The sequence below is a fragment of the Rhizobium glycinendophyticum genome, from assembly GCF_006443685.1.
Classification (GTDB): Bacteria; Pseudomonadota; Alphaproteobacteria; order Rhizobiales; family Rhizobiaceae; genus Allorhizobium; species Allorhizobium glycinendophyticum.
In genome coordinates this window covers 2,291,634-2,311,845 of sequence record NZ_VFYP01000001.1, presented here as the reverse complement: position 1 = coordinate 2,311,845, position 20,212 = coordinate 2,291,634, and the positions used below count along the sequence as shown (strand labels likewise).

Annotated in this window: 19 protein-coding genes; 6 read left to right on the top strand and 13 right to left on the bottom strand. The window is 60.9% G+C overall.

Annotated features, from left to right (window positions below):
• Positions 1-54: 54 nt before the first annotated feature.
• Together FJQ55_RS11285 and FJQ55_RS11280 are read right to left on the bottom strand one after the other, a co-directional pair.
• Entirely contained in the window at positions 55-1,617 is a 1,563-nt protein-coding gene (locus FJQ55_RS11285) for a hypothetical protein (protein ID WP_140827965.1), read from the bottom strand.
• Between the two features lie 103 nt (positions 1,618-1,720).
• Positions 1,721-2,533, bottom strand: coding sequence for a class I SAM-dependent methyltransferase (locus tag FJQ55_RS11280; RefSeq protein ID WP_140827964.1), 813 nt, complete (start codon positions 2,531-2,533; stop codon positions 1,721-1,723).
• Positions 2,534-2,658: 125 nt separating this feature from the next.
• Between FJQ55_RS11280 and FJQ55_RS11275 the strand changes: the two genes are divergently transcribed.
• Positions 2,659-3,396: a DUF2270 domain-containing protein gene (locus tag FJQ55_RS11275; protein WP_140827962.1), complete on the top strand. Its 738-nt coding sequence runs from the start codon at positions 2,659-2,661 to the stop codon at positions 3,394-3,396.
• 6 nt (positions 3,397-3,402) lie between these two features.
• On the opposite strand, the gene FJQ55_RS11270 is transcribed toward FJQ55_RS11275, so the two are convergent.
• From FJQ55_RS11270 to FJQ55_RS11255, 4 genes are all read right to left on the bottom strand, one after another.
• Positions 3,403-3,669 (bottom strand): usg protein, encoded by a 267-nt coding sequence (locus tag FJQ55_RS11270; RefSeq protein ID WP_140827961.1) that lies wholly within the window; start codon positions 3,667-3,669, stop codon positions 3,403-3,405.
• Between the two features lie 215 nt (positions 3,670-3,884).
• A complete protein-coding gene (locus FJQ55_RS11265; protein ID WP_140827960.1) occupies positions 3,885-4,715 on the bottom strand; it encodes an ABC transporter permease in 831 nt (276 codons plus the stop codon).
• Complete coding sequence (locus tag FJQ55_RS11260) at positions 4,712-5,515, bottom strand: ABC transporter permease (protein ID WP_140827958.1); 804 nt, start codon at positions 5,513-5,515, stop codon at positions 4,712-4,714. Before FJQ55_RS11260 ends, FJQ55_RS11265 begins: the two co-directional genes overlap by 4 nt.
• A 106-nt stretch (positions 5,516-5,621) precedes the next feature.
• The gene (locus FJQ55_RS11255) at positions 5,622-6,395 is read right to left on the bottom strand and encodes an ABC transporter substrate-binding protein (protein WP_140827957.1); all 774 of its coding nucleotides are present in this window, start codon (positions 6,393-6,395) and stop codon (positions 5,622-5,624) included.
• A 357-nt stretch (positions 6,396-6,752) separates the two neighbouring features.
• Between FJQ55_RS11255 and FJQ55_RS11250 the strand changes: the two genes are divergently transcribed.
• Positions 6,753-9,104, top strand: coding sequence for an OmpA family protein (locus FJQ55_RS11250; RefSeq protein ID WP_140827955.1), 2,352 nt, complete (start codon positions 6,753-6,755; stop codon positions 9,102-9,104).
• A gap of 74 nt (positions 9,105-9,178) precedes the next feature.
• On the opposite strand, the gene mobB is transcribed toward FJQ55_RS11250, so the two are convergent.
• From mobB to FJQ55_RS11230, 4 genes are read right to left on the bottom strand one after another with little or no spacing between them, the layout of a single operon-like run.
• Entirely contained in the window at positions 9,179-9,700 is a 522-nt protein-coding gene (mobB, locus tag FJQ55_RS11245; RefSeq protein WP_140827954.1) for a molybdopterin-guanine dinucleotide biosynthesis protein B, read from the bottom strand.
• Positions 9,697-10,314, bottom strand: coding sequence for a molybdenum cofactor guanylyltransferase MobA (gene mobA / locus FJQ55_RS11240; RefSeq protein WP_342781707.1), 618 nt, complete (start codon positions 10,312-10,314; stop codon positions 9,697-9,699). The genes mobB and mobA overlap by 4 nt, the downstream gene beginning before the upstream one ends.
• A complete protein-coding gene (locus FJQ55_RS11235; RefSeq protein WP_140827951.1) occupies positions 10,314-11,528 on the bottom strand; it encodes a multidrug effflux MFS transporter in 1,215 nt (404 codons plus the stop codon). Before FJQ55_RS11235 ends, mobA begins: the two co-directional genes overlap by 1 nt.
• Before the next feature lie 31 nt (positions 11,529-11,559).
• Positions 11,560-12,465 (bottom strand): DMT family transporter, encoded by a 906-nt coding sequence (locus FJQ55_RS11230; RefSeq protein ID WP_167507700.1) that lies wholly within the window; start codon positions 12,463-12,465, stop codon positions 11,560-11,562.
• A gap of 233 nt (positions 12,466-12,698) precedes the next feature.
• On the opposite strand from FJQ55_RS11230, the gene FJQ55_RS11225 reads away from it, so the two are divergent.
• A complete protein-coding gene (locus tag FJQ55_RS11225) occupies positions 12,699-15,233 on the top strand; it encodes a methyl-accepting chemotaxis protein (protein WP_140827950.1) in 2,535 nt (844 codons plus the stop codon).
• A 29-nt stretch (positions 15,234-15,262) separates the two neighbouring features.
• Here FJQ55_RS11225 and moaA read toward each other — a convergent pair whose 3' ends face one another.
• Complete coding sequence (moaA, locus tag FJQ55_RS11220; protein ID WP_140829243.1) at positions 15,263-16,249, bottom strand: GTP 3',8-cyclase MoaA; 987 nt, start codon at positions 16,247-16,249, stop codon at positions 15,263-15,265.
• Between the two features lie 204 nt (positions 16,250-16,453).
• Here moaA and FJQ55_RS11215 point away from each other — a divergent pair, with 204 nt between their 5' ends.
• The gene (locus FJQ55_RS11215; protein ID WP_140827949.1) at positions 16,454-16,816 is read left to right on the top strand and encodes a gamma-butyrobetaine hydroxylase family protein; all 363 of its coding nucleotides are present in this window, start codon (positions 16,454-16,456) and stop codon (positions 16,814-16,816) included.
• On the opposite strand, the gene FJQ55_RS11210 is transcribed toward FJQ55_RS11215, so the two are convergent.
• Positions 16,797-17,300: a MarR family winged helix-turn-helix transcriptional regulator gene (locus FJQ55_RS11210; protein WP_140827948.1), complete on the bottom strand. Its 504-nt coding sequence runs from the start codon at positions 17,298-17,300 to the stop codon at positions 16,797-16,799. The genes FJQ55_RS11215 and FJQ55_RS11210 overlap by 20 nt on opposite strands.
• Positions 17,301-17,348: 48 nt before the next feature.
• Between FJQ55_RS11210 and FJQ55_RS11205 the strand changes: the two genes are divergently transcribed.
• Together FJQ55_RS11205 and FJQ55_RS11200 are read left to right on the top strand one after the other, a co-directional pair.
• Positions 17,349-18,281, top strand: a complete 933-nt coding sequence (locus FJQ55_RS11205) for an alpha/beta hydrolase (protein ID WP_140827946.1) — start codon at positions 17,349-17,351, stop codon at positions 18,279-18,281.
• Between the two features lie 59 nt (positions 18,282-18,340).
• Positions 18,341-18,949: a pyridoxamine 5'-phosphate oxidase family protein gene (locus FJQ55_RS11200; protein WP_140827944.1), complete on the top strand. Its 609-nt coding sequence runs from the start codon at positions 18,341-18,343 to the stop codon at positions 18,947-18,949.
• A 15-nt stretch (positions 18,950-18,964) separates the two neighbouring features.
• Here FJQ55_RS11200 and FJQ55_RS11195 read toward each other — a convergent pair whose 3' ends face one another.
• Positions 18,965-20,029 carry a GGDEF domain-containing protein gene (locus FJQ55_RS11195; protein WP_140827942.1) on the bottom strand — a complete coding sequence of 355 codons (1,065 nt, stop codon included), beginning with the start codon at positions 20,027-20,029 and terminating at the stop codon, positions 18,965-18,967.
• Positions 20,030-20,212: the final 183 nt, after the last annotated feature.

Sequence of the window (20,212 nt, the reverse complement as noted above, 5' to 3'; positions counted from 1 at the left end):
AGCACGAAGGGCTGGATGGAAAGGTGGGCAGTACGCGGCGACACGGTCGTTTCGTCAGCCGACGGCGCCCGGTTTCGGCGCTTCGCCATCAAGTCTCTTTGATCGCTCGCCCAAGGAATCGGAAATCTCCTGCCAGATGCGCCGAAGGCGACGGACATGCAGGTCGTCTGCAATCCAGCCCATCATATGTTCGACCCTCACCTTGATCTCTGCCGGCGTCACTCCGAGCTTTTCGCGGAACCAGAGACAAAATGCGTCCGGATTTTTGGCGGTGATGACTCCATTCTCGCCGATCATCAGCAACTCCAGCCCGCTGATTTTGCATACATCTCGTAATGTTTGCGTCGGCGCCACGAGAATTCCAGCGATGAGAAGATCGAACTCTTCAGGGCTTTCCTTTCCTTGCGGACTATTGACCGTCCCGGGCTGGCGGAAATCAATCGCGCGTTCGAGATCGAAAATCGTTCTGATCTGCATTTCCCGCAGGACGAGGAATTTTTCCAGGCCGACGAGGTGGCAGAGTTGCGCCTGCGCAATCCAGTCCACGGCTTGGTAGATACCGTAGGGGGACTCGATATGCAGCATGATTGGGTTGTAGGTGGCCAGTCCTTGCACATCATAGATGCCGCATTCCTGCAATCTGAAGCGTGTGGCGTAGTCGATCCCGTCCAGAGAATCCAAGGGGGTGATGCGCGTGATTTTGTTGAATCGGTCGTCGTCCATCTTGACCCAGGCGATCAATGACTGGAGCCGGAGAAGGGCGAATTTGGTGGCGCTGTCTGGCAGGTAGCCAAGCACAGGTGCCAGGATCAGCCAGATCTTGGAGACGCCCGGCAGAGGGGCTGTCGCCAAATCTTCTGCGGGGGCAGTGGCTTGGGCTGCGGCTGTGGCATCCGCTGGTGGCGCAAACGACAGCCCGAAGGTCGGATCCGGAAAGGCCCGGTAAAGCGCGAGGATGAAGACAACGGAGACAATTGATTCAACCGTGTAGCGGATGAATGTGAAAGCAGACAGATCAAATACGGCGAGGCCGCGCGTGAAACCTCTGATTGCTGCAAGATAGGCTCCGGCAAATGCCAGGCCGCCGACGAGATGTAATTGAGCTGTCGTATCAACGGTGCAGGCCGGCGCCTTGTTCGTGCACTGAACGGCAGTGATGAGGCCAATACCCTCGATGAGAGCTGCAGTTCCATAGTAGGTCACGATCATCATGCCGATCGAGGATACCAGCAGTCTCATGTCCGCCCATCCGGCGAACCTGACTCTTGAGATGATGATATTGATCTGCTCGGCCGGTGATTTAGTGTCGAAGTCGCGCTGGTCCCCCGGCCTAAAGGGTAGGTCCTGGACATATTTCGACCGGACGAATTCGAGTGAAGGATTGACTCCGCTGGTCTGTCCCGAAACGCCTTCCTTTCCGCCTGCCGTTGCGGGGAATGACGTGAGGAAGTCACGAATGATGAGAAGGCGGCGGTTGCGCATTTCGTAACGCGCATAAATGAAGGTGATTGGCGTCAGAACCGCGACGAGCAGGGCGTAGCCGCTCGACGGAGATGCGAAATCGGCCAGCGATTTCGTTGTGCCAATTAGCGAAATTCCGAAATAAAACTGTTCCATACCACGTCCCCCCATCTTCCCGACAGAAGATCAGGGGCTTGAAACGATTTCCAGAAACCAGGTGCAATTCCAGGTTTAAAAAGACAACCTATGCGTTCGAAGGTCAACTTTTTCTAGCAATAATCAGATGGCCCGGCGAGGGATTGCCATCCTGCATCCGGACGTTGATCTGGGTGATTTCGACTAGTTCAAAGCCCGTGGCCGTCAGTCGCTCGCGCACATAGGTCTCTGCATGGACGAAGCGCTGATGTGGGCCGACGATAAAGGGGCGTCCGGCCATGACCTCTTCAGTCGCAGTCTCTGAGGAGAATATGAAGATGCCGCCGGGTCCCATGTTTTCGGCGGCTCCGAAAAACAGCGGCTCGAGCGCACCCAGATACGGCAGGACATCGGTCGCGGTCACAAGATCGAAAGGTTCGTCGTCATTGTCTTCAAGGAAATCTTCGATCTCTGCCACATAGAGGGTTTCGTACAGATCCTTCTCGTGGGCGATCTCGACCATCTTCTCCGAGATGTCGATCCCGGTCATGTCGGCGACCATGTCGCGAAGCGCGCCGCCGGTGAGACCTGTGCCGCAACCAAGGTCGAGCAGGCGCTGGAACGGACCGAGTTCGAGGGTCTGGAGGCGCTGGCGCACCATCATCGGTACGGTGTAGCCGAGTTGCTCGACGAGGATGTCCTCAAAGGCTTCGGCATGCTGGTCGAAGAGTGTTTCCACATAGGCGTCCGGGGCCTTGGGTGGAGCTTCACCGCGGCCGAGGGCTGCGATGCGCACGGAGGCGCCACCGTGGTCCTCGGGATCGATCGCCAGCACTTCCTCATAGGCTTTGACGGCAGCATCGATCTCGCCCGCCTTTTCCAGGGCCAGTGCTCGGTTATAGGCTTCCGCCAATGCTTCTTCGTCGATCTTGGCCATGAGGCGCTCCTGTCCCGGGGCCTTTCGAGGCCGTTTGCGGGTCGTCTAGCCGGTCCGGGCTTGCTTGGCAATCGAAACGGAACAGCTCGCGGATTGTGACGTTCTCAGGAACAGGGAGCCACGTCATGTCGCAACTGCAATCCGAGACCGAGACCCTTGCGCAAATCACGCCGCAACAACAGCCGCGGCGCGCTCCGGCATTGCCCTCCACCTCGGCCGAAAAGGCCAACATGATCATCCACTATTATCGCGGCGAGATGGCGCGGATGACGAGCTGGCGGGACAGGATCGACCGGACGACGAACTGGTCGATGACAGTGGTGGCCGGTCTGTTGTCCGTGTCGCTCTCGACGCCGACGTCCCATCACGGTGTGGTGCTTTTCGCCATGCTGCTGATCTCGGTCTTCCTTTTAATCGAGGCGCGGCGCTATCGCTTTTTCGATGTCTATCGCGCGAGGGTCAGGCAGCTGGAACGGCATTATTTTGCTCAGGCGCTCTGCCCAAGGGCCGAACTGAATGCGGACTGGGCCGATGCCATTGCCGCCAGCCTGCGGGCACCGCTGTTTCTCATCAGCTACCGTGAGGCGCTGTTCCGGCGCATCCGCCGGAATTACATTTGGATGTACCTGATCCTGCTGCTCGCCTGGGGGCTGAAGATATCAAGCCCTAAACTGCAGGCGGGAGAACGGCCGGTCGAGTTCGTCGGCAACCTCCAGCAAGTGGTGGTCAATGCACATCTGGGGCCGCTCCACGGGGCCGTCGTGCTTGGCCTCGTTCTCGCCTTCTATGTCGCCCTGGTGGCTGCGGTCTTTTACCCTGAACCTGAGGACGGTGAATTCGCCCATGGCGAAGTGCATGTCTGAGCGCAGTCAGTGAAGGATGAACTCACCTTTGAGCGCGCGCCACTCGCTGGCGGCTATCATCTTCTTGTGCACATACGTCACCGAGTGCAGCGGCCCTTCGATCTTGTCCTGCCAGAAGCGCAGGAAGCCGCGCATCTCGGGAAAGTCAGGAGCCAGATCGTAGTGCTGCCAGATATAGGTTTGCAGCAGGGAAGGGTGGTCGGGCAGGCGATAGAGGATCTGGGCGGTGGTCAGACCATAGCCCTTCAGCATCATTTCCATTTCCGTGTTCATGTGCGTACGTTCCCCGTGTTCTTCTGGAAGACGGATCGACGCGGACGGTATCAGCGCTTCCGCGACCGACCGGGGCCGCGACCAACGCGGGCCCTGACATGATGGAAACATGACAGAGTAAACGAAACTCTAAAGATGCCCGCGCGATAGAGAAAGAGGTTTCCTCTCAATCACTTGGCAGCCTGCCAATGAAAGTGCTGCCAAGTGAGGTGAAGCTACCGCTTGAGATGACGGGTCAGGCGCGCCTCCAGCGCAGCCCAGGTGTTGCGCAGGAGTTCGACGATGGCGAGGTAGAAGATCGCGGCCCAGAGATAGGTCTGGTAGTCGAAGGTGCGCGAGAAGGCGTAGCGTGTCTGTCCCATCAGGTCGAGCACGGTCACGACCGCGACCACGGCCGAGCCCTTGATCATCAGGATGATCTCGTTGCCATAAGGGCGTAGCGCCACGATCAGTGCTTGGGGAAGAATGATCTTCCAGAACGTCACCGATGGCGGCAGGCCAAGCGATTTGGCGCCTTCCGTCTGACCGCGCGGCACACTCTGGATCGCGCCGCGCAGGATCTCTGCCTGATAGGCGGCGGTGTTCATGGTCATCGCGAGGATGGCGCAATACCAGGCCTCGCGGAAAAACCACCACAGACCCACGGCCTCGATCTCCGCCCGGAAGGAACCGAGGCCGTAATAGATCAGATAGATCTGGGCGAGCATCGGTGTGCCGCGGAAGACGTAGACATAGGCATAGGCGATGGTGTTGAGCACGATGTTTTTCGACATTCGTGCATAGGCGATCGGTACTGATAGTACCGCGCCGAGGGCGATCGAACTTGCAACCAGCGCCAGGGTGGTTGCCAGGCCCTCTAGATAGCGCGGGCCGTATTTGACGAATTTGTCGGTGTCCCAGCCTGTCACCATCATGTAGGCGAGCCCGATGGCAAGCAGCAGCCATAGGCCGAGCACGCCATAGCCGAGGGCGCGGGCAGGCGTCATGGCCGGCGTCACCAGAGGCGGTGCAGGGCGAGCGGGGATGAGGTCCAGGGCATGGCTCATCGGCTTGTCTCCGCGCGATTGGCCCAGTTCGAGATAGCGTTCAGCCCGAAGGAGGAGAGAGTGGCAAGCACCAGATACAGCGCACAGGCGATGGCGTAAAACAGAAAGGCTTCCTTCGTCACCTTGGCCGCGACGCCCGTCTGGCGCAGGATGTCGGTGAGGCCGATGACCGAGACGAGGGCCGTATCCTTCAAGAGGTTCATCCAGAGGTTTCCCAGACCGGGCAGGGCGATGCGCACCAACTGTGGCACGATCACGAGTCGCATCGTGCGGCGACGCGACAGGCCGACGGCGCTGCCGGCTTCGTACTGGCCCTTGGGAATGGCCCGGAAGGCGGAAAGAAGCACTTCCGAGCAGTAGGAGGAAAAGACGACCGAGAGCGCCAGCATGCCGGCGAAGAAGGCATTGATTTCCACCCGCTCTTCGCTGCCGAACCACGAGAGCACGGCCTGGACCATCATCTGGAAGCCGAAATAGACGATGAAGAGGGTCAGCAGTTCGGGAAGGCCTCGGAAGATCGTCGTGTAGATGCCGGCGGCTGTGCGAAGGCTCCGCTCCTCCGACTGCATGGCGAGCGCGATCAGGAAGCCGAGGAAAAGTCCAACCGGCAGAGTGATGAGGGCAAGGACGATGGTGACTTTGACGCCAAGCGCGATTTCATCGGCCCAACCGACATTGCCGCAGGACAACAACCCATCGCCACCAAAGATCGCGAAGACACCCACCGGCCCGCAAAACGGATCGAGCCAATACGATAGAGTGGCCCAAAGCGAGCCCAGTGCGGAAGACAGTCCGCCCATGCCATTCCCCCTTGGCGGTTTTTTCCGCCTTCTTTCTTCAGGTCCGTAAAGCAAGATGGCGGAAGCGTTTAACTTCCGCCATCGCGATTGTCATAAAACCGGGAAATTAGTCCCCATAGACGTCGAAGTCGAAATACTTCTTGTTGATTTCGGCATATTTGCCGCTGGCGCGGATCGCCTCGATGGCGGCCGAGAACTTGTCGGCCAGCGCCGTTTCGCCCTTGCGCACGGCAATGCCTGCGCCTTCGCCGTTGATCTCCTTATCGACCGGCAGCGGGGTCAGGATCTTGCAGCAGGTGCCGGCGTCAGACTTCAGCCATTCCGAAAGAACGACGATGTCGTCGACGACGGCGTCAACACGACCGCCTTCGAGGTCAAGCTTGTACTCGTCCGCCGTCGGATAAAGCTTCAGCTCCGAATCGGGCATGTGCTTTTCGGCATAGTTCGCGTGGGTCGTCGAAGACTGGGCGCCGATGGTCTTGCCCTTGAGGCCTGCAACATCGGTGATCGGCGAATCCTTCGGCACGGCGACGGCCGGCGGGGTGTTGTAGTACTTCTTGGAGAAGTCGACCTTCTCGAGACGCTCTGGCGTGATCGACATCGAGGCGATGATCGCGTCAAACTTCTTGGCCTGGAGGGCGGGGATGATGCCGTCCCAATCCTGGGTAACGAATTCGCAGGTGACCTTCATCTCATCGCAAAGCGCCTTGGCGATGTCGATGTCGAAGCCAACCAGCGTGCCATCTGCTTCGAGATTATTGAAGGGCGGGTAGGCGCCTTCCGTCCCAATGATAAGCTTTTCCTGCGCCATGGCAGAACCGGCGAAGAGCGACAGCGCCGCGATTGAGGCGGCTGCCAGAAAACGTGTCGGAATACGCATGAGATCCCTCTCTGTTGGCGGATGCCGTTAGTCTTTTTGAAGCGGCTATCCTGGATCGTGTGGTCTGATGGGCCACACTTGGGCCCAATATTCGTCTGCTTTCGATGCCGAAATCAACAACAAAGAGTGTCGCATCCAGATTTAGGTGCAATGCAAGGATACGGGATGGAACCATGAGAAGTGTCAGTCGTCTCTTGCTGGATGGAGCAAAAAAGGTTCCAACTCGTTCAGACAAGGTTAATTTTGCAGAACCTAGCTTGCACGCAGTTTCGGTTCGCGGAATCGACGTCGATATTAACGGCGCCACTTGAAGCAGTCGCCAAGATTGCAGGTGGCGTGAAGGAAGGAAACGCAGGGATGTTCAAGAATAGATTGCTGAACACGGTCGCGATACCCGTGCTGTCCATGGCAGTACTGGCGGAGCCGGTGGCCGCGTCGGCCACACGCTTTGGGGATTCGCAGACGCAATCACGTCAGGCTGAGCAAGGGTTGATCGAGCTCGCACAGGCCGTTGTCTGCAGCGACGGCTCCGAGGCGGACGATCAGGAAACCTGCAACGCCCGCGATGCCGAGGCACAGGCGCAAGAAGAACAGCGTCAGGCTGAAGCAGAAGCTCAGGCGCAGGCCGAGGCGGAAGCACAGGCTCAGGCCGAGGCCCAGGCGCAGGCCGAGGCAGAAGCCCAGGCGCAGGCAGAAGCGCAGGCGCAGGCAGAAGCGGAAGCGCAGGCGCAGGCCGAAGCTCAGGCACAGGCCGAGGCAGAAGCTCAGGCACAGGCTGAAGCCGAGGCTCAGCAACAGCAGGCGGAAGCCGAAGCCGAAGCCCAGCGCCAGGCAGAAGAAGAGGCGCAGCGTCAGCAGGCCGAAGCTGAAGCGCAGGCTCAAGCCGAGGCGGATGCAAAGGCTCAGGCCGAGGCGGATGCAAAGGCTCAGGCCGAGGCTCAAGCTCAGGCAGATGCCGAAGCCCAGGCGCAGGCTGAAGCCGAGGCCAAGGCCAAGGCGGATGCCGACGCTGAAGCCCCGCAGCAGGCTGAGCAGCCCGCCGAGGAGACCCCGGCAGAGAGCGTAACCTGCGCGGACGGATCGACGGCGACCAGCGAAGCCGAATGCCCGGTTCCGCCGGCTGAGCAGACCGAAGAGCAGTCGCCTGACCAGCAGAATACCGAGGAGCCCGCGCAGGAGCAGGCTGCCCCGGAAGGACAGTCCACGGAAGAGCCGGCCGAGGATCAGGCTCAGACGCCTGCCGATGGTAGCACGGACACCCAGACGGATGCCCAGGCGCCGGCCGACGGTACAGAACAGCCCGATCAGACAACAGATCAGCCGGAGCAGGCGACCGATCAGTCCGAGCAGACGCCGACCGAAGAAGTGGTCGTGCCTGCCGTCCTGCCGCCGGAGAACCAGCCGGTCGAGCAGATCACGGACAATCGCACCGAAGAAGAGAAGCAAACGATCGCCGAAGATCCGTCGCAGAGCACCGACACCGTGGTCCTGCCTGTCGACAATGGAGCCGCCGTTCTCGACAGCGACAAGGACGCCGACAATACGGGTGGCGATGCCGCCCGCGAACAGCGTAGCCAGCTGCGCGCCCAGGAAGACGTAGCGCCGCCGCCGCAGACGGATGCGGACGCTCAGGCCGACGTGACGCAGGTGGAGCCGGAAACTGTGAAAGCGACCATCGCGGAGGAAGGCACACGCCTCGACGCCGCGCCGACCTTCGACGTGCCGACGACGGTGGTGAACAATGTCACCAACGTGACCAATATCACCAACAACACGACGAATAACACGGTCAACAACACCACCAATAACACGGTGATCCAGAACAATGTCGTAAACCAGGTGACGCAGATCCAGGTCATCGAACAGGTCGACAACCGGACGGTCATCAATGTCGGCAACCAGATCATCGTGCGTGGCGATGATCGCGAGCGCCTGCGCTACGACTCGCAGGAAAGCTATTACGAGAAGCTACCGCGTGGTCGGACCCGCGAAACGATTATCCGTGAGGATGGCTCGCGGATCGTGACCGTCTACAACCGCTACGGCGACATCGTGATCCGTTCGCGCATCTCGCCGCGTGGTCGTGAATATGTGCTGATGTACTCGCCCGAGGCCGACAACGAGCGTCCGCAGGTCTTCGTCGACGTCGGGCTGTCGCTGCCGCCGATGCGCCTGACCGTCCCGGTCCAAGACTACATCATCAGCACCTCTCGAGCACCGGACCGCGACTATTACGACTTCCTCGGCCAGCCGCCTGTCGAGCGTGTGGAGCGTGTCTACTCGATCGACGAGGTTAAGTCGTCGGCCCGTCTGCGTGACAAGGTCCGTCGTATCGACCTCGATACGATCACCTTCCCGTCCGGGTCGGCGGAAGTGCCGCTTGCCCAGGCCAAGACGCTGCGCAAGGTTGCCGATGCCATGAGCAAGCTTCTGGAGAAGGATCCGGGCGAAGTGTTCCTGATCGAAGGTCACACCGATGCCGTGGGTTCCGACCAGGCAAACCTTGTCCTGTCCGACAAGCGCGCATCGACGGTCGCCCAGTTGCTCAGCGAAGTCTACGGCATTCCGCCGGAAAACATGTCGGTGCAGGGTTATGGCGAGCGCTACCTGAAGATCCGCACGGAAGCTGCAGAGCAGCAGAATCGCCGCGTTGCGATCCGCCGCGTCACCTCGCTGGTGCGCCCGAACGGAGTGTCCGCCAAGAACTGATGCGAGCCGTCTGATACAATGAAAGAAGGGGCCGCCGGTGTGATCCGGCGGCCCTTCTTCGTTTGCGGCAGGTGTTAAGCGCGCCGCGGCAAGCCGGTGAGAGCGATGATGAAATCGGCGATGGCCATGGTGTCATCGAGATCGAAGACCGGGAGATCCGCTCCCGGCACAGGGTGATCGGCGGCGATCGCCTTGATCCATGGGTCGGAGAAGCTGAGCGGTTCTCGCTTTGCCGCCTCCAGCCGTCTTGCCTCTATCTTCGGGACGGGCTCGCGCTTGTAACCTTCGATCAGGACGAGATCGCATGGCGCGATCCGGTTGAGGATTTCCTCGAAGCTCGGTTCCGGCGCCCCTCGCAGTTCATGCATGATGGCAAAACGTGTGCCTGAGACGATCGCCACCTCGTGGGCGCCTGCCTGGCGGTGGCGAAAGCTGTCGGCACCGACCTTGTCGATGTCGAAGTCATGATGGGCATGCTTGATGGTCGAGATGCGGAAACCGCGCCGGGTGAATTCCTCGACCAGGCGGACGGCGAGGCCCGTCTTGCCGGAATTCTTCCAGCCAGCAATGCCGAAGATCCGTGGCCTGTCTGTCATGCGCCGCCTCCCGCCAAAACCTCGCGGGCGAAGGCTAGATCCGCGGGTGTGTTGATGTTGAAGAAGGGATCTATCTCGCCCCGGCCGTCCCTCCTGGGGAGCATGGCGAAGTCAACCATGCGGAAACGGTGCCGGTGGATGAAATCGCGGACGCGCCGGTTGTCCGGCGTTTCGAGCCAAGCTTGCAGGTCTGGAGCCAGGCTCGTCGGCCAGAGGCCGACCACCGGATGCTCGCGGCCGTTCGAGGTGGCGATGACGATTTCGTCCGCGTAATGCTTGTTTGCCAAGCGCTGCACGAGGTCGCCTGGCAAAAACGGCGCGTCACCCGGAACGGTCAGTAGGTGTTGCGCCTCATCCTCGAAGGTCTGCATGCCGGCCAGGATGCCGGCGAGGGGGCCGGGGCGCTCGGCGAGGGTGTCAGGCACGTTCCTGTATGTCCCTGCGAGCGGGTGGCCGATGGGCAGGTTCACGGCAAGTGCCCAAACCTGAGGGCGCAGACGATTGGCGACGATTTCGAGTAGAGGAATCTCCCCGAGCAGGGCTTGGGTCTTGTCTTCTCCCATGCGCCGGGAGAGGCCTCCGCCGAGGATCAGTCCGGGGAAAGCATTCGCCATCATCGTGCTGCTCCAACGGACGGGTGTCGCTGTAGCCACAAGACACCGATGGCGACCAGTGCGAGAACGCAGCAGGCGAGCATTACGAGAAGAAGCGGCATGGCGCCGGTCTGCGTCGAGAGAATGGCGGAGGCAAGCCAGGAGACGAAGGCGCCGCCGCCCATGGTGATCGCGCCGCCGAGACCGGAGGCGGAGCCTGCCAGTTCCGGGCGCACGCTAACGATGCCGGCATTGGCGCTCGGCAGAGACAGCCCGTTCCCGAAGCCGACGATGATCTGCGGGGCGAAGAAGGCGAGGGCGGTGGTGATCCCCTGCCAGAAGAGGAGGACGGGAAGTGCGGCGCCGGCTAGGGCGACACCGCCGCCGATCAGCATCATTGCTTCGATGCCGGCGCGGCGGGCATAGCGGCCGGAGAAGAAGTTACCGACGATGTAGCCGGAGGCGATAAACATGAATTGCAGGCCCAGCACGCTCGGGCTCATGCCCATCAATGTGCCGCCGACAAAGGGCGCGCCGCCAAGGAAAGCGAAGAAGGCTCCGGACGTGAAAGTGGCGGCAAGAGTGAAGGCCCAGAAGCGGCCTGAGGTCAGAAGGCCGGGCCAGGCGCGGAACTGGGCGGTGAAGCTGCTGCTCTTCTGCCGGTTGGTTTCGCCCAAGTCATTGCGCACCAGAACGAGGACCAGCAGGCCGGCAATGGCGATCGCCGCGAAACTCGCCCGCCAGCCGAAGGCGTCGCTCAGTAGGCCACCGACGGTCGGTCCGACCATCGGAACCAGCGTCATGCCCATCGTGACATAGCCGATCATCGAGGCAGCCTCCTCGACAGGCACCATGTCGCGAATGATGGCGCGGGACAAGACAAGGCCTGCAACGACCGCGGTCTGCGCCATTCGAGCGACCGTGAGCACCTCGATCGAGGTGGCGACCATACAGATGAGCGAGGCTGCAAGCAGGATGACCAGCGCGCCCAGCATGACCGGTCGCCGACCGAAACGGTCCGACAAGGGGCCGATGATCAACTGCACCAGCGCTGTCATGGCGATGTAGCCTGAAACGAGGATCTGGACGCGATCGTAATCGACCGCCAACTCCTTCGCCATGGCCGGCAGAGAGGGCAGGAATATGTTCATCGTGAGCGCCGACAGTCCTGCAATTGCGACGAGGCTGACGATATGCGGCGGGCTGGTCCGGTCGAGAAAGCGGGTCGGCGGCACGGGCGCTCCTTCTGGCGATGATCGAGCGGGATCAGCCGGGCGAGCCCGGTTCGGAGGCACTGGCCAGCGCTGCCTTCCTCTGTTTCTCCCGATAGAAGGTATAGAGGCCGGAGCCGATGACAATGGCCGCCCCGACGCCCATCGAGAGGTCAGGTGTCTCTCCGAAGAAGATCATGCCGAGAGCCACGGCCCAGAGCAGGCTGGTGTAGCGGAATGGTGCGATGAAAGAGATCTCGCCGAGGCGCATTGCCATGATGATGGACTGATATCCGACAAAGAGAAAGGCGGACGCGAGTGCAATCCGGGCGAAGGTGTTGACCGACACCGGCTGCCAGCCGCCGAAGGCCGGGACGAGCAGGAGACCGGCGAGCGAGATCGACGAGGCGGTAAACAGGGTGACCGTGAGCGAGGAGACCCGCGGATCGATCTTGCGGGTGACAAGATCGCGTCCGGCCGCAGTAATAACGCTCAGCACAACATACAGCGAGGCGAGCGTGAAACCCTCAGGGCCGGGCTTGATGATGACCATGACACCGAGGAAACCGAGACCGATCGCCGTCCAGCGTCGCCAGCCTACCGGTTCGCGGTAGATCAGAGCAGCGCCCAAGGTGACCGCGAGCGGCAGCGACTGGAGGATGGCCGACGCATTGGCGAGCGGCACCTGTCCGAGCGCTGACAGGAATGCGACCGCCGCAAGGGTTTCAAAGGCGATCCGACAGAGGATCAGCGGCTGCAGGATGTTGCGGATATGATCAAGCGCACCCAGCCGCCGGGCCACCGCATAGACGAGGATCGTGGTGATGGCACCGCGCACGAACATGATCTGGGCGACCGTCAGATCCCCGGTGACGGATTTGGTAAGCGCGTCGTTGAAGGTGAAACCTGCCATTGAGGCAGCCATCAACAGCGCGCCTCGGGTATTCTCGGATAAGGCCATTTCAGGGATTCCCATGCTTGCGGAGCGGTTGTAGACCATGGGGCCGGGCGGAGAAACCGCATTTCTCCACAATCTTGTCCGGCCAGACCGTGGAATGCCAAAAACCCGATTCCCCGTTAACCGTTGTTCAATGTTCCACCGGCGAAGCTTGCCATGGCTCCGCATGAGGTGGTGCCGCCCGCTCGACGCTGCGCCGATGGTGGCGCAGGACCGTCGAACCTCCCGAGGGTTCCATGAGTTTTATCGATCGCCTCCTGCAGAGCCGCAGGATCGTCACCAAAGTATTGCTTTTCGTTATTCCTCTTGTTTTTCTCATGGCCGGTGTCGGCCTTCTCGGCTATCGCACGGCGACCATGCTGAACGGCCATATGACCGTTACCCGTGCCACGATCGGCAATATCAGTGATCTGGAACAGTTGCAGAAGGGCCTGCAGGAATTCAGCCTCGATCCGACGGAGGCGAGCAGGGAGGCTCTCCTGAAGGCGATCGATGCGCAGGAAAAAGGTCTGGGCGTTCTTGATGGCGTGCTGGCCAAGCAGGCGGCGACAGCCGATCTCGGCGCGCTTCGCAATCTTTCCGCGCTGATGCGTGATGAGACGGCGGCTCTTTGGGAAAACAAGGTTCGGCGCGACACGCTGGATGCCGGGCTGACCGATGTGGTCGCCTCATTGAAGGATGAGGGGCAGACGATCCTGAAGCAGGTCGATTTCGTGCGCACGGATCTGTCGGGTAAGGAGCGCTTCGCCAAGGAGCTTCTATTTGACGCGTCGGCCTTCAAGAGCCTGCTGGACCGGCTCGGCAAGCTTCGTGTCGGCGTGCAGATGGCGTTTACACCGGAGGAACAGCTCTCCGAGACAAAACTGTATATCGCGCCACTGCAAAAGGACATCAAGAAGGCGGAGGCGATTGTCTCGACCAAGGGCAAGGCTCTGGTCGATGAAATTTCAGCAGCCATGACCAAGATCGAGGCTGCATTGAAGGGTGAAGCGACCGACGAGGCGAAAGCGCAGGAGATCGGCCGCGTTCTGGCTGAGTTGGTGGTGATCGAACAGAAGATCACGCTGCAGGGCGCGAAGAATTCCGACGTGGCTGCCGACCGCTTCGTCAACCTCGACAAACTGATGGCCGAGCAGAAGGAATTGATGGGTCTCGTCGATAACGCGGTCATGGAGATCGCGACGATGGAACTCAAGGTTCAGCAGATGCTGGGCACGCTTGACGATGCCAGTCGCGAAGCGGTCGTCGGCAAGGTCGAAACACTCAAGGGGATCGGCGCCCGGATCTCGGAGCTCGGTTCGAAGAACAGTGCTCTGCGGGATTTCGCCAATAAGATCGAGCCGTCGCTCGCCTCGCTCGTCTCGGCCTCGCAGGAAAGGCTTGATGCCGGTCGAGACTGGCAGGCACGCCGGCTCTCGGCCAATGGCCATGTCTCCGACGCGATGGAAGCGCTACGCAATTTCGTCAGCCACGCCCAGGAAGTTGGCCGTGAGGACAGCGAACGCTCCGCGTCGATTTCTGTCATCACCATGGTGGTCGGCACGCTGCTCGCCATCATCGGCGGCCTGATGCTGATCGAGACGCTGCGCGCGCCGCTGAAGCGGATTACAGGGGTGATGTCGCGCCTTGCCAGTGGTGATCTCTCCGTCCCGATCGAGGGCCGCAATCGCGGCGATGAGATTGGCGACATGGTGCGCTCTGTCACGGTTTTTCGTGATGCAGCCCTGGAGAACAAGCGGCTTGAGGAAGAGGCAGCCGCAGCCCGGGCGCAGTCCGAACAGGAAAGTGCGCATCGCTCGCAAGAGCGGGCGCGGGTCGAGGCCGATCAGCGCGCTGCGCTGGAAGCCTTGTCATCCGTCCTCGAAGCGCTGGCCACCGGGCAACTCAATGTCACCATGCGCAACGACCTGCCGGCCGATTTCGTCGCCATGGCGTCGACCTACAACCAAGCCGTCGAAACGCTGCGAGCGACGCTGGAAGAGGTGCGTGCGGCAAGCGCCGACATCAATGCGGGCACCGAGAACCTTGCCGTTTCCGCTGACGATCTTGCGCGCCGCACCGAACAGCAGGCGGCGGCACTGGAGGAAAGCGTGCGGGCACTCTCGCATTTGAGCGATGTGGTGCGTTCGACGGCGGAGGGGGCAGGGCGCACGGCGCAGTCCGTTCAGGCGGCGCGAGACCATGCACGCCAGTCGGGCGTCGTGGTGCGCAAGGCGGTGGATGCCATGTCCGAGATCAGCCGATCTTCGGAGAAGATCTCGACGATCATCGGCGTCATCGATGAGATCGCCTTCCAGACCAATCTGCTTGCGCTCAATGCAGGGGTCGAGGCCGCGCGTGCCGGCGAGGCGGGGCGTGGCTTTGCCGTGGTCGCGCAGGAAGTGCGTGAACTCGCCCAGCGCTCAGCTAATGCCGCCAAGGAGATAAAGGCCCTCATCACTGCATCTGGCGGACAGGTCCGTTCCGGTGTGGAGCTCGTCGAACACACGGGCGTTGCCTTGCAGTCGATTATCGATCAGGTCGAAGAGGTCCAGAACCTCGTCGAGACAATCTCGGCAGCGACCCGCGAGCAGTCGACCGGCATCAGCGAAGTCACGAGTGCTGTGCGCGACGTCGAACTGATCACGCAGCAGAATGCGGCCATGGTCGAGGAGAATAATGCCGAGATCCATGGATTGCGGCAGCGGGTCGACGTCCTGATGCGCAAGATTGGCCATTTCCGCACCGAGATCACGGCTTCCGAGCAGCGAGATTTTCGTCGCTCGGCCTGAAGCTTTCAGATCAATCTTGCCGGCGGCTCTCAGCCGCCGGTGACGCTCATGTGTCGGCCAACGGCAGGCTTCTTGTGCGTGCGGTCGATGATGAAGTCGTGACCCTTGGGCTTGCGGCCGATCGCCTCGTCGATAGCCGAGGAGAGGAAGGCGTCGTCGTTTGAGGCGCGAAGCGCCGTGCGGAGGTCGGCGGCATCGTCTTGACCAAGACACATATAGAGTGTGCCGGTGCAGGTGAGCCGCACCCGGTTGCAGCTTTCGCAGAAATTGTGGGTGAGGGGGGTGATGAAGCCGAGCCGCCCACCCGTTTCCTTCACCTCGACATACCGGGCCGGACCGCCGGTGCGGAACGGAATGTCGGTCAGCGTGTAGCGCTCCTCTAGCCGCTGACGAACGAGCGAGAGGGGCAAATACTGGTCGGTGCGGTCCTCGCCGATCTCGCCCATGGGCATTGTCTCGATGAGGGTCAGTTCCATGCCCTCGGCATGGGCGAATTCCATCAGAGACGGAATTTCATGTTCGTTGAACTCCTTGAGAGCGACCGCGTTCAGCTTGATCGCAATGCCGGCCTTCTGCGCCGCGCAGATACCCTCCATCACCCGGTCCAAGTCGCCCCAGCGGGTGATCGCCTTGAACTTGGCCGCATTCAGCGTGTCGAGCGAGACATTGATGCGGCGGACGCCGGCATCTGCGAGCTCACCGGCGAAACGGGCGAGTTGCGAGCCGTTGGTGGTCAGCGTCAGTTCGTCGAGGCCGCTGCCCAGGTGGCGCGAGAGGCCGCGGATCAGATGCATGATGTTCTTGCGCACCAGAGGCTCGCCGCCCGTGAGACGCAGCTTGCGCACACCCTTGGCGATGAAGGCCGAACAGAGCCGGTCGAGTTCTTCCAGCGTCAGCAAGTCCTTCTTGGGCAGGAAGGTCATGTCTTCCGCCATGCAATAGGTGCAGCGGAAATCACAACGGTCGGTCACGGAGACGCGGAGATAGGTGACTGCGCGACCGAACGGATCGATCATGGGCGCGCCCGGATCGCCAAGGGGTGTCGCCGTCAACGCGCCTGAAATCTGCTGCAAGTGATCGCTCCCGTGTTGTGCGCTTAATGTGGGACCGCCGGCAACCGGCGTCAAGCGAGCTTGCGGGCGGAAGGCGGAATTGGCTTGCACGGGCAATGTCTTCGCCTTAACTCTCACGCTCCATCTGGCGAAGAGAAGAGTGCATACATGTCGGATTTCTGGCCGAGCGAACTTAAGGTGTCCAAAGATCGCCGGACGCTGACCGTCACCTTCAACGATGGGGTCGTCGTCACCCTTCCGGCGGAAATGCTCAGGGTTCTGTCACCCTCGGCGGAAGTGCAGGGCCATGGTCCGGGCCAGGCGGTAACCGTGCCCGGCAAACGCGATGTTGCAATTCGTGCAATGACACCCACCGGCAACTACGCGGTGCGGATCGGTTTCGATGACGGGCATGACACCGGCATCTTTACCTGGACCTATATGCGGGAGCTGGGTGAGCGCGGGGCAGAGAAATTTGCCGATTACGAACGCTCGCTCGCTGAAAAGGGCCTCAGTCGCGATCCTCGCTGAGCGTTATTGCGAAAGCGGATTCGGTAGCCTGGTCGGCAGCCATCATCCGTTGAATGAGCGTTTCCATCGTCTCTGCCATGCGCGTGCAGTCTTCCAGCGGCGTCGCCGAGAGCATGTCTTCGATCAGGCCCGTCTGAATAACCATCGCCTTCTCGCTCACCGACCTTCCGTCTGCGGTCAGAAAAAGGCGAAGGATGCGCTTGTCCCGATCGTCGGGGCGGCGTTCCAGCAGCCCGCGCTTTTCCATTTGCGGCAGCAACATGCTCATATTGGAGCGACCGACCAGGAGCTTTCGGGCCAGTTCCTGCTGTGAGATGCCCTCGAAGCGATACAGGTTGACGAGAATGTCGAGATGCGGTGGCTTGATATCGAGAGGCCCTAGCGCCCGGGTGAGGGCCTGCTGCATGAGTTGGCAGGCGCGGCCCACGGCGATCCAGCTGCGAAAACGCGGATGGTCCCAGGGGAAGGCTTGTTTTTTGTTCATTCTTGTACTTTATTGTTCAGCATTGAACATATCTGTGGAAACCCGACTATGACATCCTTTGGTCTCAAGGTCACCCGCCTGGCTTTCGCACAGTTGGAGAGGCTGTCGCCCCGGATCTCGGGACGGTTGGCCTTCGAGCTGTTCTGCCGTACGCCGTCGCGCAAGCCGAAGGGAGCTAAAGCCCTTGCCGTCTTTCGTCTAGGATCCGAGAGACTGCGGGATGCAAAGACGGTCCGTCTCGCTTTGTCGCGAGGAATGGCGGCGGCCCACCACCTGACGTCCGGCCAGCCGAGCAGCGTCACGGGAGCGCCCCGTATCCTCGTCGTACACGGCTGGGGGTCGCGGGCGGAGTATCTGTCGGAGATGGCAGTCGGTCTGCTGCGCGCAGGTGCCGAGGTCGTGCTGCTCGATCTGCCCGGGCACGGTGCATCGAGTGGTCGACGGCTCGATCTCAGGCTCGCGGCCGAGGCGATCGTGGCGGCCGAGCGCCATTTCGGCCATTTCGACGGGGTCGTCGGACATTCCTTCGGCGGGGCTTCGGTGATGATGGCGGCGGGCGGCATCTTCTGCGACGTGCCGAAACTGAAAACACCGCGCATCGCCTTGATCGGCGCGCCGTCGAGCATCAGCGAGGTCTTTAGTGGTTTTGCCGGCGCCGTCGGTCTTGGGCGGGCAAGCCTTGATGCCATGAGGGGGCGCGTGCACGAATTGTCAGGCCGGCGCATCGAGGAACTGGATGGCGTCGCCGTTGCGCGCAGGCTGGGGCGCCCCATGCTTGTCGTCCATGCCGAGGATGACAAGGAGGTGAATGTCGGTCATGCGCAGCGCTATATCGGTGTCTCGCCGCAGATACGGCATATCTGGGCGAATGGCCACGGCCACCGCCGGATCGTGAGTGCGCCCGAGGTGATCCAGGCGGTTGCGGAGTTTCTTCTGGCCGAGCATTTGCCACAAACGGATCGTCAGCGCGTCGTGTCTTGAAGTTGTCATAAGGCATCTCTATCGCGAGTCTGGCTGACGGTGTGGCGGGGAGATAGAGCGTGACGATCATCAAAAATCCGGAAGAGCTCCAGGCGATCTATGGCGATGTTTCCGAAGCCTCGGTAGCGAAGGTCGTGCCTGGCCTGACCCCAGCCTATCGGCTGATGATCGAGTCTTCGCCCTTCGTCGCGCTGGCGACGGTCGGCCCGGAGGGGCTGGACTGTTCGCCGCGCGGAGACGCACAGGCCGTCGTGCGGATCGAGAACGACCGGACGCTCGCGCTACCCGACTGGCGCGGCAATAACCGTATCGACTCGCTGCTCAACATCGTGCGTGACCCGCGCGTTGCGCTGATGTTTCTGATCCCCGGGTCCAATTCGGTGATGCGCGTCAACGGGCAGGCGGTGGTCTCTGTCGATCCAGCCTTGCTCGAGAGCTTCGAGATGGATGGCAGGCATCCGCGCAGTGTGGCCGTCGTGACGATAGACGAGGTGTATTTCCAGTGCGCTCGCGCGGTGATGCGCGCAGACCTTTGGAATCCAGATCGCCGCGTTGCCGCTGGCGATCTGCCGACGCCGGGCGAAATGCTGAAGGAAGCAAAAGCCGGTTTCGACCAGGAAACCTATGACCGCGAATGGCCAGAACGCGCCGCCAAGACAATGTGGTGATGCCGCAGGCGTTGATCAGCGCTTGTAGATCAGCCAGCTCTTGGTGAAGTCCTTCTTCATGCCGTCTTCATAGGCGCGTGAACGATTGCGTCCCGCGTTCTTGGCGCAGTAGAGGGCTATGTCGGCCTTCGCGTAAAGTTCCCCGGCGTCTTCGGATTCGGTCGCCATGCTGAAGCCGAGCGAGATTGTCACAGGGCCGTAGTTCACCCCGGTCTTCGAATTCTTAAAAGGCGTCGTCTCGAGAGCGGTCCGCACGCGCTCGCAGACTTGTAGAACTTCCTCGCTAGTATTGCCTTCAACGATGATGGCGAATTCCTCGCCACCGGTGCGGGCGACGAAACAGTCCCGACGTACATTGTTGCGCAGAACTGTCGCAACCGTCGCCAGGATCTTGTCTCCCACCGGATGTCCGTAGACGTCGTTGACCTTCTTGAAGTTGTCGATGTCGGCAAGGACCAGAGCGGCCAGTGGGCGTGATCCACCGGCATAAACCGATGCCAGTTTCTCGTCGAAGGCACGGCGGTTGGCGATCCGCGTCAGCGAATCCGTGTTGGCGATGCGTTTGTATTCGTCGAGTTCACGGCGGACCTCGTCCATTTCCTGCGAACGCTGCGCCATCTGAACGACGGTCTCTTCACCGTGCGCCATGGTGCTGCCGGTCGCTTCCGTCAGGATGTTGATCGCGCTGCGGAGGATGTCGGCGCTGTTGCTGCTTTTCGAATTGATACGGCTGTAGGTCTCGCCGAGCAACTTGTTGTAGCTTTCGAGAGATGTCTGCTCCTGGCGCAACACGCGCAGCAACCCATCAAGTTCGCTGAGCAGCTTCCCGTGGACGGCTTCGATGGCGCGCGACTGATGATTGCCGAAATATTGCTGACCAATGGCGTCGAGTTCGTCCTGGCTCGCACGGCTTCCTAATGCTGCCAGTTCGCGAGACAGTGTCGGGTTTGAGCCGATGAAAGCCTCATAAAACAGTTCGTAGTTGCGCGGAATGGGCGCAACACCCATCGAACGCATGGCAAAGGTGATCTGTGCCGCAACGTCGGGTGCTTGCGTCTTGGACGGCGCTGCCGTGGTCATTCGGCCAACTCCATTTATCCTCTGGGGGCTTTTACAGCTCAATAAGATGTTAGAGCCAAATAATTTTGAAAGCTTTAATGCTGCCGTTACGACAAGTAATTGGCAGAAATTCGTGTCAATATCGACCTATCGGCTTAAGGTTTTGTTTTTGATATTCTTTTGCTGCCGCGACACCCGTGGCCT

Coding starts and splice junctions, on each gene's coding strand:
- FJQ55_RS11195 (WP_140827942.1), bottom strand. CDS start 20,029: ATGACCACGGCAGCGCCGTCCAAGACGCAAGCACCCGACGTTGCGGCA.
- FJQ55_RS11270 (WP_140827961.1), bottom strand. CDS start 3,669: ATGAACACGGAAATGGAAATGATGCTGAAGGGCTATGGTCTGACCACC.
- FJQ55_RS11205 (WP_140827946.1), top strand. CDS start 17,349: ATGACATCCTTTGGTCTCAAGGTCACCCGCCTGGCTTTCGCACAGTTG.
- mobB (WP_140827954.1), bottom strand. CDS start 9,700: ATGACAGACAGGCCACGGATCTTCGGCATTGCTGGCTGGAAGAATTCC.
- FJQ55_RS11230 (WP_167507700.1), bottom strand. CDS start 12,465: ATGGCCTTATCCGAGAATACCCGAGGCGCGCTGTTGATGGCTGCCTCA.
- FJQ55_RS11275 (WP_140827962.1), top strand. CDS start 2,659: ATGTCGCAACTGCAATCCGAGACCGAGACCCTTGCGCAAATCACGCCG.
- FJQ55_RS11225 (WP_140827950.1), top strand. CDS start 12,699: ATGAGTTTTATCGATCGCCTCCTGCAGAGCCGCAGGATCGTCACCAAA.
- FJQ55_RS11285 (WP_140827965.1), bottom strand. CDS start 1,617: ATGGAACAGTTTTATTTCGGAATTTCGCTAATTGGCACAACGAAATCG.
- FJQ55_RS11260 (WP_140827958.1), bottom strand. CDS start 5,515: ATGGGCGGACTGTCTTCCGCACTGGGCTCGCTTTGGGCCACTCTATCG.
- FJQ55_RS11255 (WP_140827957.1), bottom strand. CDS start 6,395: ATGCGTATTCCGACACGTTTTCTGGCAGCCGCCTCAATCGCGGCGCTG.
- FJQ55_RS11280 (WP_140827964.1), bottom strand. CDS start 2,533: ATGGCCAAGATCGACGAAGAAGCATTGGCGGAAGCCTATAACCGAGCA.
- moaA (WP_140829243.1), bottom strand. CDS start 16,249: ATGATCGATCCGTTCGGTCGCGCAGTCACCTATCTCCGCGTCTCCGTG.
- FJQ55_RS11250 (WP_140827955.1), top strand. CDS start 6,753: ATGTTCAAGAATAGATTGCTGAACACGGTCGCGATACCCGTGCTGTCC.
- FJQ55_RS11215 (WP_140827949.1), top strand. CDS start 16,454: ATGTCGGATTTCTGGCCGAGCGAACTTAAGGTGTCCAAAGATCGCCGG.
- FJQ55_RS11265 (WP_140827960.1), bottom strand. CDS start 4,715: ATGAGCCATGCCCTGGACCTCATCCCCGCTCGCCCTGCACCGCCTCTG.
- mobA (WP_342781707.1), bottom strand. CDS start 10,314: ATGGCGAATGCTTTCCCCGGACTGATCCTCGGCGGAGGCCTCTCCCGG.
- FJQ55_RS11210 (WP_140827948.1), bottom strand. CDS start 17,300: ATGAACAAAAAACAAGCCTTCCCCTGGGACCATCCGCGTTTTCGCAGC.